This is a genomic window from Enterococcus durans (assembly GCF_002277935.1).
Classification (GTDB): Bacteria; Bacillota; Bacilli; order Lactobacillales; family Enterococcaceae; genus Enterococcus_B; species Enterococcus_B durans.
In genome coordinates this window covers 1,250,908-1,266,647 of record NZ_CP022930.1, presented here as the reverse complement: position 1 = coordinate 1,266,647, position 15,740 = coordinate 1,250,908, and the positions used below count along the sequence as shown (strand labels likewise).

Sequence of the window (15,740 nt, the reverse complement as noted above, 5' to 3'; positions counted from 1 at the left end):
GAGATGTTTCAACATTTCAACTGTTGAAGATGTAACGAAAACAAGATTTTTTGTTTATCAAGAAGAAATTCAACGCCGTACTTTGCATGAATCATGGAAAGTTACACTTATTTCTGTTTATTCGATTCCTTCCGAATACGAGAGAGCTGAGCTTATCGAGAGCTTGGCTCTTTTTTTGTTCAAAAAATTTTTAAATTAACTAAAATATCGATATTTCTGCACCCTAATTTGTGCTATCTTTTCTTCAGGGGGAAGCAAGATGCATTTATTAGACTGTAAAATTTATATTCAATATGACAAAAAAACGGATTCATTGGGGAATCACTATCTGTTCAAACAATTCATCTTTACAGACGATTGTGTGACGGAAAACGAATTAAAGCGAAAGATTCATTTTGATCAGCAACAGACACAACTTGATTTCTTCGACTGGGGACATGTCGCACCGCCTTTTCAAAGAGAGTTGTTACGAAAAAAAATCATTTTTACTGATGCGGATGTTCATCAAATCTATTTCGAATCTGCGGGTAGGAAAAAAATCGTTCGAAATGTTGTTCATCCGAAAAATCAATCGATTTTGACCGCTATCCAAGCAACTTATCCTAACGCACAAAAAGTGTTAAATATTATTCCTTTAAAAAGATATGTTGATCAGCCAGAAAACTGAGCAACATCAAAAAACAGTGATCCAAGCAGAGAAATTCTGCTGCGACCACTGTTTTTTGATTATTTCGAGTTTTTTTGCTTCATGCTCTTTATTAAAATCACTTCACGAACATTGCATCGCCAAAGCTAAAGAAACGATAGCGTTCATCAATTGCATGTTGATACGCCGCTAACGTCAGCTCTCTTCCAGCAAACGCACTAACTAACATGACCAATGTTGATTTTGGTAAATGAAAGTTAGTCGAGAACGCCTCAACGATTTTAAATTGGTAGCCTGGTGTAATAAAAATATCAGTCCAACCGCTATCCGCTTTGATTTCTCCATCAAATTTCGTACCGATCGTTTCTAGTGTTCGAATAGATGTTGTTCCCACGGCTACGATTTTCCCGCCATTTTGACGCACTTGATTTAGTCGTTCAGCTGCTTCTTCCGTTAGACGATAAAATTCACTGTGCATGTGATGCTCTTCGATTTTGTCCACACTTACAGGTCTGAACGTTCCTAAACCAACATGTAACGTAAGATAGACTAGTTCTACCCCTTTTGCTTCGATTTCATCCAATAATTCTTTCGTGAAATGCAAGCCTGCTGTTGGTGCTGCTGCCGAGCCGTTCTCCTTAGCGTAAACGGTTTGGTAACGATCTGGGTCTTCTAAGCGTTCCTTGATATAAGGCGGCAAAGGCATTTCACCTAATGATTCAAGGATTTCTAAGAAAATCCCTTCGTACTCAAATGTGATGATGCGGCCACCATGTTCTAATTCTTCTTTGACCACCGCTTGCAATCGGCCATCCCCAAAAGAAATCCGTGTGCCTACTTTCGCACGTTTCGCTGGTTTGATCAGCGTTTCCCATGTATCACCTTCTGTATTTGTCAAAAGAAGAACTTCCAAGTGTGCGCCTGTTTCTGGCTTTTCTCCATATAGACGTGCTGGCAACACTCGTGTATTATTCATTACTAGTGCATCACCAGGATTTAATTCTTCAATGATATCATGAAAATGTTTATCCTTCATTTCACCTGTTGTTCGATCTAAAACAAGTAAACGAGATTGGTCACGGTCTTTTAACGGTGTCTGAGCAATCAATTCTTCTGGTAAGTCAAAATCAAAATCTTCTGTTGTTAACATATCGTCACTCACTTTCTATCTTGTGCCCCATCATTCTACCATTTTTACCAGCGGATTGGCAAAAACCTAAGAACAAATGACAGCTGCAACATTTGTATTCCTACGTTATTTTAGGCATACTATTATTAGTAACAGTCTTTATAGAAAGTGAAGAAGAGGTGGCATCATGATTGAATTCCAAAATGTATCAAAAATCTACAAAGGTGGAAAAATAGCCGTCGATAATGTCAATCTTTCGTTCGAAAAAGGTGAATTTATTTGCTTTATAGGTACCAGCGGAAGCGGTAAAACAACGACGATGCGGATGATCAACCGAATGACTGATCCGACGAAAGGAAAAATATTGATCGATGGTCAATCGATCCAAGATATCAATCCTGTAGAGCTACGCAGACAAATCGGTTACGTGATCCAAAGTATCGGGTTGATGCCTCATATGACGATTCGTGAGAATATCACCCTCGTGCAAAAACTCCTGAAAGTCAGCCAAGAAGAACGCAATAAAACTGCGGAAAAAATGATCGACCTGGTTGAACTCCCACGTGAAATGCTTGACCGTTATCCTCATGAGTTGTCTGGTGGTCAACAACAGCGGATCGGTGTAGTAAGAGCGCTTGCAGCTAACCAAGATATCATCTTGATGGACGAGCCATTTGGCGCACTTGATCCCATTACTCGTGATTCTTTACAAGACTTAGTCAAGGATCTGCAAGAACGTTTAGGGAAAACGATTGTTTTTGTTACCCATGATATGGATGAAGCCATCAAATTAGCGAGCCGGATCGCTATCATGAGTGAAGGAAAAGTGATCCAATACGACACCCCTCAAAACATTTTACGCAATCCTGCAAATGAATTTGTCGAAGAATTGATCGGTGAAGATCGACTACTCCAAGCGAAACCCGACACCACACGAGTAGGCGAAGTAATGTTGAATAAAGCCATTACGATCACGCCTGAAAAATCATTACAAGAAGCAATCAAACTCATGCGGGAAAAACGTGTCGATACATTATTAGTTACAGACAATTCAAATGTTCTAAAAGGATTTATCGATGTTGAAACGCTAGATAAAAAACGTGGCAAAGTATCAAGTGTCGGTGATATTTTGAATAAACAAGTTTTTTATGTAAAAGAATCCGCCTATCTACGTGATACCTTACAACGGATCTTGAAACGCGGATTGAAATACGTCCCTGTTGTGGATGAAAACAACAAAGTCGTAGGTATTTTGACAAGAGCTTCTCTGGTGGATATCGTCTATGATGTCATCTGGGGAGAAGAACACTCGATCACCAATGCGATTGGTTCATCCACCTCCGTTGACACAAAGGAGGAGTAACTGATGACTGAATTTTTTCAACAATATGGCGCTGAAATTTTAAACAAGAGTATCGAACACATCTACATCTCCGCTGTAGCTTTGATTCTCGGGGTCGCAGTCGCTGTACCACTTGGCGTAGCATTGACTCGTCTGCCTAAAATCGCCAATATCGTAATCGGTATCACTAGTGCGCTACAAACGGTCCCTTCTCTTGCTTTGTTAGCTTTGATGATCCCTCTCTTTGGTGTCGGAAAAACACCGGCCATTATTGCACTATTTATTTATTCTCTACTACCGATTTTGCGAAATACGTTTATTGGCATGAAAAACGTTGACTGGAACTATCGTGACGTTGCAAAAGGGATGGGCATGACAAATATCCAGTCTATTATTTCTGTAGAATTGCCGATTGCTATGCCAACGATCATGGCAGGAATTCGTTTAGCTGCCGTTTATGTCATCGCTTGGGCAACGCTTGCCTCTTATATCGGTGCTGGCGGTTTAGGTGATCTGATTTTTAGTGGCTTGAATAACTATCAGCCAGATTTGATCTTCGCTGGAACAATTCCTGTAACGATCCTAGCACTACTGGCAGATTTCTTACTAGGGCTATTAGAAAATCGTCTTACCCCTATTGCCTTAAGAGAGGAGAATGACGAATGAAGCGATTACTAAATAGTCTCTTACTTATGGTCACGGCTCTTCTTTTGGCAAGCTGTTCTTTTCCTGGTTTAGCCAGCAACACCGATGAAGAGACGATCTCCATCACCGGCGGGATTACCTCTGAAGCGCAAATTTTGGCTAGTTTAGTTGCTGGGATGGTGGAACACTATACAGATAAAAATACTGCTATCATCAACAACTTGGCGACAACCACGATCAATCATCAAGCGATGATGAATGGCGATGCCTCTATCTCTGCCGCACGTTATACTGGCACAGATTTAACAACTACCTTGAACTTGCCGCCAGAAAAAGATCCTAAGAAAGCATTTGCTATCGTGAAACAAGAATTTGAAAAACGATACGATCAAACATGGTTCCCTTCTTACGGTTTTGAAAACACCTACGTTTTTCTTGTGCGAAAAGATACGGCTGAAAAATACAATCTAAAAAAAGTCAGTGATTTAAAAGATGTTGCTGACCAACTTGTCGCTGGTGTAGATACCTCTTGGATCACTCGTAAAGGAGATGGATACGATGGGTTTCAAACAACCTATGGCTTCTCTTTTGATTCGATCCTGCCTATGCAGATCGGTCTAGTTTACGACGCTGTAGAAGCGGGAAAAATGGACATCGTTCTAGGATATTCCACCGATGGACGGATTGCAAGCTATGACTTAGTTATGTTAGAAGATGATCGCAACTTCTTCCCTCCTTATGATGCTGCTCCTGTTGTTGACAATCAGGTATTGAAGAATACCCCTGGATTAGAAGAAGCATTGAATAAGTTAGGCAACACCATCAGTACGGAAAAAATGCAGCAGTTGAACTATGAAGCAGACAACAATCTCGTTGAACCTTCTGTTGTAGCTGAACGATTTTTAAAAGAAAATCACTATTTTGAAGGGAAGTGAGCGTAATGGAAAATATGAACTGGTTTCAACAATTCATCGTTTATTTTCAAGAAAACGGCGCCTATGTCTTTTCACAATTCATCCGCCACTTTCTGATTTCGATCTACGGTGTATTATTTGCAGCAGTCATCGGGATTCCAATTGGGATCATGGTTTCTCGCAAACGAAAATTAGCTAACTGGGTGATTCGCTTGGCAAATATCATCCAAACGGTGCCTTCATTGGCAATGATCTCTATTTTGATGATTGGACTTGGATTAGGTGTCAATGTAGTGATCGTGACCGTCTTTCTTTATTCTCTATTACCGATCATCAAAAATACTTACACTGGGATGATCCAAGTAGATAAGGGAATCCTTGATGTTGGAAAAGGAATGGGGATGACAGCTACACAACGGCTATTTATGGTCGAACTTCCCCTTTCTGTGTCTGTTATCATGGCTGGGATCAGAAATGCCTTAGTCGTAGCCATCGGGATCACTGCTATTGGTGCCTTCGTTGGTGCAGGCGGCTTAGGGGATATCATCATTCGTGGGACCAATGCCACAGATGGTACATCGATCATACTAGCCGGTGCGTTGCCAACTGCTTTGATGGCTATCATTACCGACTGGGTCTTAGGAATCCTAGAACGCCGACTTGATCCAGCAGCGAAGACATCGAATAATCAAGGATAAAATATTTCTAAACAAAAAGTGTGGGCTGAAAGTATTTTTTACTTTCCCCACACTTTTTTGGCTCTATACTTTTTGATGTTGGTGAACTTCGCCAACATCTTTTTTGTATAAAAAAATATAGAAAAGACACCCTGAAATCCTTTAGAATTAATTTGGCTACCAATTCATAGGAGGATTCAAGATGTCTCATACTCAGCTTATCAAAGATACCCTAAATATTCTAGACCTAAATATCTATTTCGAGGAAAATTGTTTAACTAAAGAAAAATATAAAGGGCAAATTTGCTTGATTTACAAAGGAACTCTTCTGTACAAGCCAGAAGAGTGTCCCCATTGTCTTTGTGTCGTCCCCTCTAGGATCATTCGTTGGGGGACGACAACCGTTCGGTTGTTACTGAATGATGTGTCTGAGTATCGCACTTATCTGGAGTTGAAGAAACAACGATTTAAATGTAAGTCTTGCCAAAGAACATTCGTAGCGGATACCTCTGTTGCTGAAAAACACTGTTTCATTACTCAAAAAGTTCGTTGGTCTGTTATTGCTCGCTTAAAAGAGAATACTTCCATGACGGAAATCGCTCGTCAGAAAAATATTTCCACTTCTTCGGTCTATCGTGTCATGAAGCGATTCTACCGCCCATTGAATCCTTTCAAACAGACTTTGCCAAAGGTCTTATGCTTTGATGAATTCAAATCGGTTCGAAGTGTTGCCAGTGCAATGAGTTTTATCATGATGGACGGACAAAGCCATGCATTATTGGATATTGTCGAAAATCGACGCTTGCCTTATTTAGAACGCTATTTTTCTCGGTTTTCATTAGCGACTCGTGAAGCCGTTCAATTGATTGTTATTGATATGTATGCGCCTTATGTTTCGTTGGTGAAAAAGCTTTTCCCGAATGCTCAGTTGATCATCGACCGTTTCCACATCGTCCAACATATTGGCAGAACTTTCTTGAATCACCGAGTGAAAGAAACCACTGTACGACTTAAAGGATCTTCTCAGTCTCAACGAGGACTAGGGAAAAAAATGAAACGTTATTGGAAACTCCTACAAAAAGAAGAAGCAAAGTTAAACTATGAAAAACGGGTTTGGCGTGCCAGTTTTAAAGATTATTTGACTGAAAGTGAGATTGTCGATCGACTGTTAGCTGCTTGTCCCAACTTACGCCAAGGCTATCAGTTATACCAAGACATTCTTTATGCGGTAAAGAAAAGAGATCAGTCACTATTTGAGGATTGTTTAACTAGAGACATTAGCGGTCTGCCTGAAACCTATACAACCACTTTACGAACGTTTAAAAATTTTCTGCCACAGATCCAAAATGCGCTTCACTACAGCTATTCAAACGGACCATTAGAATGTTTAAACAACCACATCAAAGTATTAAAACGCAATGCGTACGGCTTTCGCAACTTTTACAATTTCAAACTACGGATCATGATTCGTCATGGCAAAACATTTTTAACCAAATAAACAGAACAGAAAGAGGGTTTCTTCTTTCTGTTCTGTCCAAATTATTCTAAGATTTCTCTTTACCAACATCATTTGACAAAGAGCCACTTTTTTCAATTATTTTTTCAAATGATAACTATACGTACTGATCACGATATTTTCTCGCCATGACAAACGCAGACGTAAACGTAAGCTTGTTTGGTTATGCAAGATATTTTGCCATCTACGGTTCGGTACAAACTGTGGAATCAAAACAGTCGTTGTATAGTTTTGTTTTGCAGCATTCTTACTTACAAGATCCACATAGCGGATGATCGGATTTTCGATCGAACGATAAGACGAATGGACTACGGAGAAACGAACATCTGGAAAATGCTTTTTAAATTCGGCTTCAATCTCTTTTTCCTTCTCCACATCTTCATCCAAGGAAACGTGCATCGCTACAACATAATCACCGATTGAACGCGCATAATTCAACGCACCGATATTTACTCGAGTCACATTTCCGACTAATACAAGTACTGTATTCCCATCGAAATCATGTAATTTCGCATCCGTTTCTAAACGAAGTTGCTCAGCTACTTTTTTATAATGATCGTGGATCTTATAGAAAATGAAAATGACGATCGGCATAATGATAAAGAACGGCCAGATATCGCCTAGACGATAAACAAACAAAATTGCAATGATGGCGTATGAGATAAATGCTCCTACGATATTTGCAATTGATTTTCCTAACCACTTCTTGCCTTCTTTTTTCCATTTGATGACCATCCCTGTTTGTGATAACGCGAATGGAATAAATACGCCGATTGAATACAATGGAATCAAGCGCTCTGTTGAACCATGGAAAATGAATAGCAAGATGATTGATCCAAATGCTAAAGTCATGATCCCGTTAGAGTACCCTAAACGATCTCCACGATCCTGGTACATATGAGGCATGAATTTGTCTTTTGCCAAGTTAAAAGCTAGAACAGGAAAAGCTGAGAAACCAGTATTAGCAGCTACAGCTAAAATCAACGCAGTAGCAAATTGTAAAATGTAATATAAGATCCCATGACCAAAAACAGCTTGACCGATTTGAGATAATACAGTTACTTCTTTTTCAGGAACAATTCCGTACCAATAGTTGATAAAGGTAATTCCTACAAAGAAGAATCCTAGAATCAACGCCATCATCGTCAAAGTTCCAGCAGCGTTTTTCGCCCGTGGTTTCTTGAAGAAAGGTACAGCATTACTAATTGCTTCAACCCCTGTCAGTGAAGATGAACCAGAAGAAAATGCTCGTAAAATCAAGGCAATGGACACACCTGGTACAGCAGCACCTGGTAAAGCTGTTGCATGCAACGGCATCGCACCTGTTAATATATTAAACAAACCAACAGCAATCAATAACGTGATGACGATAATGAACGTATACACTGGGAAGAGCAAGAATGAAGCCGACTCCCTTAACCCGCGTAAATTCAACATCATCAAAAGTAGTACGATTGCCACAGAAATTCCCACTTGATGCCCATATAGAGCCGGGATCGCCGAAGTAATTGCTTCTGCACCGGCTGAAACGGAAACTGCGACCGTCAACATATAGTCGATCAATAACGACCCACCAGCGATCAACCCTGCGTTTTTACCGAGGTTCTCACTACTTACGACATAAGCGCCTCCACCATGGGGATAGGCATGGATAATTTGACGATAGGATAATGTTAATGAAATCAATAGAATAATGACAAATGCTGCAATTGGTAACGAATACCAGATAGCTGCAGTCGACAATGCAACTAAAACCACTACGATCTGTTCTGTCCCATACGCAATGGAAGATAGCGCATCTGATGAAAGCAGAGCAAGCGCCGCAAATCGAGTCAATTTCTGGTCATCGTTGTCAGCTGATTTTAACGGCTTACCTACTAACAACCTTTTTAAGTAATCCAATTTTTTTACTCCTTTACACACATATTTGCTTCAAATGATTATTATCGAAGTTTTATATTAAACAAGATGTTATAGTACGCTCACAAAATATAAAAGTCAATAAAGTTTATTAAAAATAATTGGAAAAAAGCAGAAAAAAATCAATAGTTTTTTTCAATCGTACCTTAAAGTGAAAAGCGCCCAGCTGATATACATCGTTACACCCTTCTTGTTAAAATATGTAACATGGCTAACTTTTAATAAACAGATGACTAGGCTACTCTTCATTCATCACACTTGGAAAAAGCAATTGAAAAATACCGTCTTCTTCGCTCGAAATCCACTAGTTTTCTTCATGTTTCTGATAATCAATATCCATGAAACAACTCTTTGAACGAAGCCTCTGTTTCTCAGACTATGAGGAACTATTTTCGTCTGGTCTACAATTCCAATTTGCTTTGTCCCTGTATCTTCCCCGATAATCGGCGTTTCAACGCTTGCATCTACGATAATAAGCCCCACCAAACAAAAATATGAGGAACTATTTTCGTCTGGTGGGGCTTATTACTTGATGCAGAGCAGCGTTGAAACGGCCTAATGGAATATATGGCTCTTGTGTGCTGCTTCTTTGAATTTGAGCATTTTTTCTTGTACGTATGGTGCTACGGCTGTTCCTACTATGCCAAAGACTACGAATAGTGCGATCATGATCCAAATGGCTGGGATGGCGTTTGGCCAATAGATTCCGCCTGCTGATTCTCTCAATAGGTTGACCGCATGGGTAAATGGCAAGAATGGATTGATCATTTGGAAGAACTTCCCTGATACTTGGATCGGGTAGTTCCCGCCACCACCGGAAATAGATAGTACTAAGATGATGATCGCTAATCCTTTCCCGACATTGTCGAACAAGGCAGCTAAAACATAGACGATCATCATAAAGGCTAAGCCGATCAATACAGCAAATAAGACGCTGTAAACTGGATTTTGGACATCTACGCCTAATAAGAAGATATTTCCTAGTGTAACGATCAAACTTTGTGCGACCGCCATAGTTAGGAATGTCAACATACGGGCAACGAATTGTTCACGTTTTGTAAAATTGTTTCGATCTTTTTTCCCTAAATAATAATCTGTTGTAGCGACACTCGATAGTAGTACCGCACCGACCCATAAACATAACGCTGTATAAAACGGTGTACTTGCTGAACCGTTGTTTGCGATTGGATAGAGTGCATTGGTTTTTAGTTCTACAGGACTAGTAAAGAAGTCGCTCTCTTTTGTTGCATCTAATTTCAAGAGTTTGATTACTTCTCCAAGATCTACCTCTTGTTCGCCTTTACGGATCGCGTCAGCGGCTTTTTGGATACCTGCCTTGATACTTGGCCAGTCATTGGTTATCAGGTCAGCAGCGGCATTTACAGCTGTTTCCACTTGAGGCATTTTTTCATTTACTGTCGACATCGTTCCGGTAATTTCGTTTTTCAACGTAGGCCAATCATTTTGAATGAAGTCAGCAGCCAAATTTAATTTATTAGCTAGTACTGGCAGATCATTGTTGTATAGGTCTGCGCCTTTGTTGATTCCATCAACGATCGTTGCCATATTGCCATTCAACATGGTATTGGCATCGTGGATTTCTTGCCCGATAGCAGGCATTTCTTTTTGGTATTTTTCTAAGATCGCTACTGCATTCGTCACAGTAGCTTTTGTTGAGCTTAACAATGAATCAAAGTCGATTTGATCTGCTTTGCTTAATGCACCTTGTGCTGTTTCGATCGTACTGATCACTTGGTTCAAGATAGACTCAACGGTTGAACTAGCTTGGGCTGGGTCAATAGCCGATACAAGACTATTCACGTTTTTAGCAGCATCTTGAACTTGTCCTAATAATGTTTTGACATTTTCAATGTTTCCACTTTGAATCGCTTGATTTAATGCTGTCACGCGTTCTTGCAGAATGCTTAACACAGGTTTTGCGTTATTTAACGCATCAATAATGTTTTGTAGCTTTGTATTCCCAGCATTTTCTTGTAATTTTGTTAGGAACGATACTAATTGATCAATCGCATTTTGTTGCTCTGGAATGCTATTGGCAAAATTCGTTAACACTTCACCAATTTTTTGTTTTTCATCATCTGTGAGCTGATTGTCCGAGATTGCCTGATTGATTGTTGAAGCTAACGAACTTGTCGTAGTCGCTACTTGTCCAATTGAATCAAGTGTTGTCTTAACACTTGTCGTAATACCAGGTAGCGCGTCTTTCAGCTGATTTGCACCAGTTTTAGTCTGTGAAGCGAGGTTATTGGCCTGCCCTTCCAGATTTTTGACATCTGGCAAAATATCTTGGACTTGTTGAATGATCGTCAAGCCTTGTTTCGCTTCATTGATTCCTTGGTTCATCGTTTCTTGGATTGATGAAAAGTCTCCATCGATTTCAGCTAATTGTTTTCCAGCATTCTGGATCTCCGGAATCTTTTGTTGCAAGTCTAAAATGATTTTCGCTTGCTCTTGTAGTTGAGGCATTTTGCCGTTTAATTCAACGACTTTTTGCCCCATCTCATCGACTTTTGGTAAATAATCGATGAATTCATTGGCTTTATTCAATTTTTCTTTGATGTCTGGTAGTTGCTTTTGCAAGTCAAGCACTTGTTGCGTATACCCATCGATTGTATCCAGATTTTCATCTGTGGACAGGATCATTGACTTTACTTTGTTGATGCTGACAAGATTTGAATCAATGTCATAGCCGATTTCATTGAAAACTTTCAGCAAAGTAGAACTAGCTGTCTTGATGAATTCATCTGAGATCTGTGTTTGGATCGCGGTTGCTCCTTTATCTGTGATTTTCGGAGCGATGGCATTGATCTTTTCGTTCACTGTGTACTCGATTTTAGGTTTATTGATGTCGCCACTTGTAAAACTCAATAAGTCCTCAGAGAAATCTTCTGGCAGGTAAATACCTGCATAATATTCTCCTGAACGTACACCGTCTTCTAATTCTTTTTTTGAGTCAACGAATTGCCATCCAAGTTGTTTATTGTCATGAAGTGACTTGATGACTTCTTTGCCAATTGCAATTTCTTTCCCTTGGAATTCTGCCGGCTTGTCTGCACTGTAGACAGCGATTGGCAGCTCCCCTGTATTTCCATATGGGTCCCATAATGCTTTGATATTGAACCATGCATACAATGAAGGGATAATCATAATCGCAATAATCAAAATTGTTGCAATTGGATTTTTAAAAATCCTTTTCCAATCAAGTAGGTATAACTTCAATGTATTTTTGATTGAACGCATAAATATCCCCTTCTTCTTTTTTTCAGCTGAATTACTTTACCATGTAAATCATGTAATTTTCAATTCTCTTTTTTCAAAAACAGCAATAATTTTGACACATAGCTGAAATTGTCCTATTCTACTCCTGCATAAATGAACGAATGATTAAATTTTACATGTTTTACTTTATCATTTATTGAAGAAGAAAGATATTTTTACGCCAATACAGTACTAGAATTATGAAAAGTCTAAGAGTGGTATCAACAAATTTTCATAAAATTCCTAAAAACAGCAAATTTTAATCAAAAGTCAAAATGATTTTGCCTGTTGTAGAGTGCCCTTCTAATTGTTGATGTGCCCAAATCACGTTTTCTATCGTAGCCGGTAATTCTTTCCCCACAAAAATATGAAAATCACCATTTTGATATGCGTTGAATAAGTGAGTAAACGCTTCTTGGTCCTGATATTCTTTTCTAGGTATAAAAGGTTCATAGAATCCTGTCTTTTTTTGACGTAGTTCTAGGGAAGGAAGATCATTCAAGGCGATGTATCTTCCACCCTCTTTCATGATTTGGATACCAGATTCACCTTTTACGCTCCCTTTTGTTGCATCGATCACAGTATCTGCCTGATTTTGGAACTTTATCCCAGGATCTTCTTGGTCATATGCAGAAAAATCAGAAACTCCAAGTTGACGTATCTTTTCTTCATTCTTTTTAGAAGCACTGGCGAGTGTTCGGATTCCTCTTATATGAAGTAATTGGATCAAGCTAGTTCCTACCGCTCCCGATGCCCCTTCAATCATTACTGTATCGGTTGGTTGAAGATCTAGCAGGTGATTGATCAGATTGTAGGCGGTAATCCCCGGTGTGACGATTGCTGCCGCTTCTGACCAACTCATTTTTTCTGGGATTTTAGCCGCTTTCCCCACTGGTAAGACGATTTCTTCTCCATACGCTCCTGATATTGGGTGAACTGCCACTCGGTCCCCCACTTTAAAAGATTGAACATCCGCTGCTACTTCCGTTACGATTCCCGCACCATCGTTTCCTAAGACATAAGGAAACGTCAATTTGCGTACTTCTTGCATGCTACCTGAACGCAAAGCAATATCATAAGGGTTGATTCCGAACGCTTTCATTTTTACCCGAATATGATTTGCGGTCAATTCCCTTGGTTCTGCAGTGATACGTTTAAAGACTTCTATTGCTGGTCCATACCCTGTAATCCCTAATCTTTCCATGTTCTTTGCACCCCTTTTTACTTTTAGTTTACGTTCCCTCGTTCCATTTGACAAAAAATGCGCCTTATTTTGAATAAATTCAAATAAATTGCGTTTATCTACTGTTTATGTTAAAGTTGCATTTCCGAAAACGAAACCTTTACGATTTATAAAAATGGAGGAAAGAATATGGCAAAAAAATCAAAAATCGCCAAAGTTAAAAAACAACAAGCTACGATTGAGCGCTATGCCGCTTTACGCCAAGAATTAAAAGCCAATAAGGACTATGAAGGATTAAGACAACTTCCTTTAGACGCTCGTCCGGAACGCTTAAAAAATCGTGACTTGATCGATGGACGTCCACGCGGCTACATGCGTAAGTTTGGCATGTCTCGGATCAAATTCCGTGAATTAGCGCATCAAGGATTGATCCCTGGCGTAAAAAAAGCAAGTTGGTAAGCCAATCTTGCAGTAAGTAAACAAAGAAACCTAGATTCAGGACACTTTCTCGTGTGTTTGGATCTAGGGTTCTTTTTGTTCTTCTATTTTTATTTTATCCGTTCGGTAAAACATACGCACGACTGAGCTTCATCAATCCTTTTATATGTAAAGGCGTAATGCTTTTATTTAGTGACAGGCGCCAATGCTTCGATGCCTACACTGATTTTTAATGCACGATCAACATCTGTCATGATCCCACGATCCAAATGACAGACTTTTTCTTTCAGTCTTGATTTGTCGATTGTTCTGATTTGCTCGAGCAAAATGACGGAATCACGTTCAATTCCTGTCCCCGTTGCTTTGATCCCTATATGCGTAGGTAATTTAGGCTTTGCCATTTTTGCCGTGATTGCCGCAACAATAATCGTAGGGCTAAAATGATTGCCTAAATTATTTTGAATGACTAAGACGGGACGGGTCCCGCCCTGTTCTGATCCCACGACTGGAGAAAGATCAGCAAAATAAATATCTCCTCTTTTAACCATAGGATTCTCCTTAATCTTGATATTCTCTAGGAATCCGTGTTCCTAGTACACAAGCTACTTCATAATGGATCGTATCGATATGATCCGCCACTGCTTGCATTGTTACTTCTTGTCCATGATTCTTACCGATCAAGGTCACTTTTGTTCCAATAGAGAATTCGTGAGGTAAACGCACCATGATTTGATCCATACAGACACGACCAACGATTTCACAAAAATTTCCTTCTACTAAAACTGAAAATCCTTGCATTTTCCGCAACCAACCGTCTGCATAACCAATAGGGATCGTTCCGATCCACTCTGCTTCGCTAGTCGTATAAGTCTTGCCATAACCAATACCTTCTCCTTTAGCCAATTGTTTCACTTGGATCAACTCTGATACTAATTCAAGTGCAGGCTGTAAAGGGTATGTTTCAGCCAACGCATGACCAGAAGGGTTCAGTCCATACATCGCCACCCCAAAACGAATCATATTGCCGATTGGTTCATCATGCCATAATGCTGTGGCACTATTGCTGACATGGATATATCTCGGTAATTCAGGCATTGCATCGATCATTTCGATAAATCTCTTTTGTTGTAGCTTCCAATAAGTATCGTCAGCTTGGTCAGCTGTTGAGAAATGGGTATAGATTCCTTCCCAGTGTAGCACAGAACTATGCTGAATGAACGTCACAGCGCTTACGGCATCTTTTGGAGTCGTAAAGCCGATTCTGCCCATCCCAGTATCTACTTTTAGGTGCAGTGAAAGAGGATGGTTTGTTCCACGATCAGACAGGGACTCTGCCGCCTCATTCAACCATTCTTGGTTTCCTACAGTGATGGATAGATCGTGAGCAACAGCTAATGTCAGTGCATCGATTGGAACCATGTTCAATACTAGAATCGGCTGTGTAAAACCGGCTTCTCTCAATTCGATTCCTTCATCCAGGTTAGATACACAAAAACCGGTAGCTCCGCCAGCAACAGCAGCTTCAGCTGTCTGGATTGCCCCATGTCCATAACCATTTGCTTTGACAACAGCAAATAATTCTTTCCCTTTAGGTAATCGATCCACTTCATTTTTCACGTTTTCAGTAATAGCTTTTGTATGTATAACTGCTCTTGTAGGACGGTGCCAAGCGACAACCATATTTTTTCCTTCTTTCTACTCTTCTAAAATAATTTGTGCATAGGCGACTTCATCCGTATGCGTGATACTGACCCAAACTTTCCCACTATAAGGTGATTTTGTCACCACGGGCTGTCCTGCATCATTTTTTAAGATTTCGATTTCTTGAAAGGTCACTTTGCCAATGCCGGTTCCCCAAGCTTTGGAAAATGCTTCTTTGCAAGCATATCGCCCACCTAAAAATTCTACTTGCCGATGAAAAGGCAATTCACGAAATTGAGCAATTTCGTTAGACGTTAGCACACGGTCAATAAATTTTTGTTTTTCTTTGATGATCTTCGCAATCCTAGGTAATTCAACTGCGTCAATACCAATTCCTTTTATCATATACT

Annotated in this window: 14 protein-coding genes; 7 read left to right on the top strand and 7 right to left on the bottom strand. The window is 39.8% G+C overall.

The genetic code is table 11. The features are described from left to right. Positions 1–259 precede the first annotated feature (259 nt). Positions 260–667: a hypothetical protein gene (locus CJZ72_RS06125; protein ID WP_081133786.1), complete on the top strand. Its 408-nt coding sequence runs from the start codon at positions 260–262 to the stop codon at positions 665–667. 97 nt (positions 668–764) lie between these two features. Here CJZ72_RS06125 and queA read toward each other — a convergent pair whose 3' ends face one another. Continuing rightward, the gene (queA, locus tag CJZ72_RS06120; RefSeq protein WP_005875377.1) at positions 765–1,796 is read right to left on the bottom strand and encodes a tRNA preQ1(34) S-adenosylmethionine ribosyltransferase-isomerase QueA; all 1,032 of its coding nucleotides are present in this window, start codon (positions 1,794–1,796) and stop codon (positions 765–767) included. A 166-nt stretch (positions 1,797–1,962) separates the two neighbouring features. Here queA and CJZ72_RS06115 point away from each other — a divergent pair, with 166 nt between their 5' ends. From CJZ72_RS06115 to CJZ72_RS06095, 5 genes are all read left to right on the top strand, one after another. After that, the gene (locus tag CJZ72_RS06115) at positions 1,963–3,138 is read left to right on the top strand and encodes a betaine/proline/choline family ABC transporter ATP-binding protein (protein WP_005875375.1); all 1,176 of its coding nucleotides are present in this window, start codon (positions 1,963–1,965) and stop codon (positions 3,136–3,138) included. A gap of 3 nt (positions 3,139–3,141) precedes the next feature. Continuing rightward, positions 3,142–3,783: an ABC transporter permease gene (locus CJZ72_RS06110; protein ID WP_005875373.1), complete on the top strand. Its 642-nt coding sequence runs from the start codon at positions 3,142–3,144 to the stop codon at positions 3,781–3,783. Then, positions 3,780–4,697, top strand: coding sequence for an osmoprotectant ABC transporter substrate-binding protein (locus CJZ72_RS06105; protein ID WP_081133785.1), 918 nt, complete (start codon positions 3,780–3,782; stop codon positions 4,695–4,697). The genes CJZ72_RS06110 and CJZ72_RS06105 overlap by 4 nt, the downstream gene beginning before the upstream one ends. Positions 4,698–4,702: 5 nt before the next feature. Then, the gene (locus tag CJZ72_RS06100) at positions 4,703–5,374 is read left to right on the top strand and encodes an ABC transporter permease (protein WP_016177242.1); all 672 of its coding nucleotides are present in this window, start codon (positions 4,703–4,705) and stop codon (positions 5,372–5,374) included. 181 nt (positions 5,375–5,555) lie between these two features. Further along, positions 5,556–6,851: an ISL3 family transposase gene (locus CJZ72_RS06095; protein WP_095443582.1), complete on the top strand. Its 1,296-nt coding sequence runs from the start codon at positions 5,556–5,558 to the stop codon at positions 6,849–6,851. Between the two features lie 96 nt (positions 6,852–6,947). Here the strand turns inward: CJZ72_RS06095 and CJZ72_RS06090 are convergent, their stop codons facing one another. The 3 genes from CJZ72_RS06090 to CJZ72_RS06080 all read right to left on the bottom strand — a co-directional run bounded on the left by CJZ72_RS06090 (position 6,948) and on the right by CJZ72_RS06080 (position 13,272). Beyond that, positions 6,948–8,771, bottom strand: a complete 1,824-nt coding sequence (locus CJZ72_RS06090) for an amino acid permease (protein ID WP_005875369.1) — start codon at positions 8,769–8,771, stop codon at positions 6,948–6,950. Between the two features lie 573 nt (positions 8,772–9,344). After that, positions 9,345–12,050: a YhgE/Pip domain-containing protein gene (locus CJZ72_RS06085; protein ID WP_095443687.1), complete on the bottom strand. Its 2,706-nt coding sequence runs from the start codon at positions 12,048–12,050 to the stop codon at positions 9,345–9,347. 277 nt (positions 12,051–12,327) lie between these two features. Then, on the bottom strand, positions 12,328–13,272 hold the full coding sequence (locus CJZ72_RS06080) for an NADP-dependent oxidoreductase (RefSeq protein ID WP_081133783.1): 945 nt from the start codon (positions 13,270–13,272) through the stop codon (positions 12,328–12,330). A 168-nt stretch (positions 13,273–13,440) separates the two neighbouring features. Between CJZ72_RS06080 and rpsN the strand changes: the two genes are divergently transcribed. Then, positions 13,441–13,710 carry a 30S ribosomal protein S14 gene (gene rpsN, locus CJZ72_RS06075; RefSeq protein ID WP_005875366.1) on the top strand — a complete coding sequence of 90 codons (270 nt, stop codon included), beginning with the start codon at positions 13,441–13,443 and terminating at the stop codon, positions 13,708–13,710. A 164-nt stretch (positions 13,711–13,874) separates the two neighbouring features. On the opposite strand, the gene CJZ72_RS06070 is transcribed toward rpsN, so the two are convergent. Genes CJZ72_RS06070 through acpS form a run of 3 tightly spaced genes read right to left on the bottom strand, consistent with a single transcriptional unit; the run spans position 13,875 to position 15,735 of the window. Beyond that, positions 13,875–14,237: a type II toxin-antitoxin system PemK/MazF family toxin gene (locus CJZ72_RS06070; RefSeq protein WP_005875364.1), complete on the bottom strand. Its 363-nt coding sequence runs from the start codon at positions 14,235–14,237 to the stop codon at positions 13,875–13,877. Between the two features lie 10 nt (positions 14,238–14,247). Then, a complete protein-coding gene (gene alr / locus CJZ72_RS06065; protein ID WP_081133782.1) occupies positions 14,248–15,369 on the bottom strand; it encodes an alanine racemase in 1,122 nt (373 codons plus the stop codon). A gap of 15 nt (positions 15,370–15,384) precedes the next feature. Next, complete coding sequence (gene acpS, locus CJZ72_RS06060) at positions 15,385–15,735, bottom strand: holo-ACP synthase (protein WP_005875361.1); 351 nt, start codon at positions 15,733–15,735, stop codon at positions 15,385–15,387. Positions 15,736–15,740: the final 5 nt, after the last annotated feature.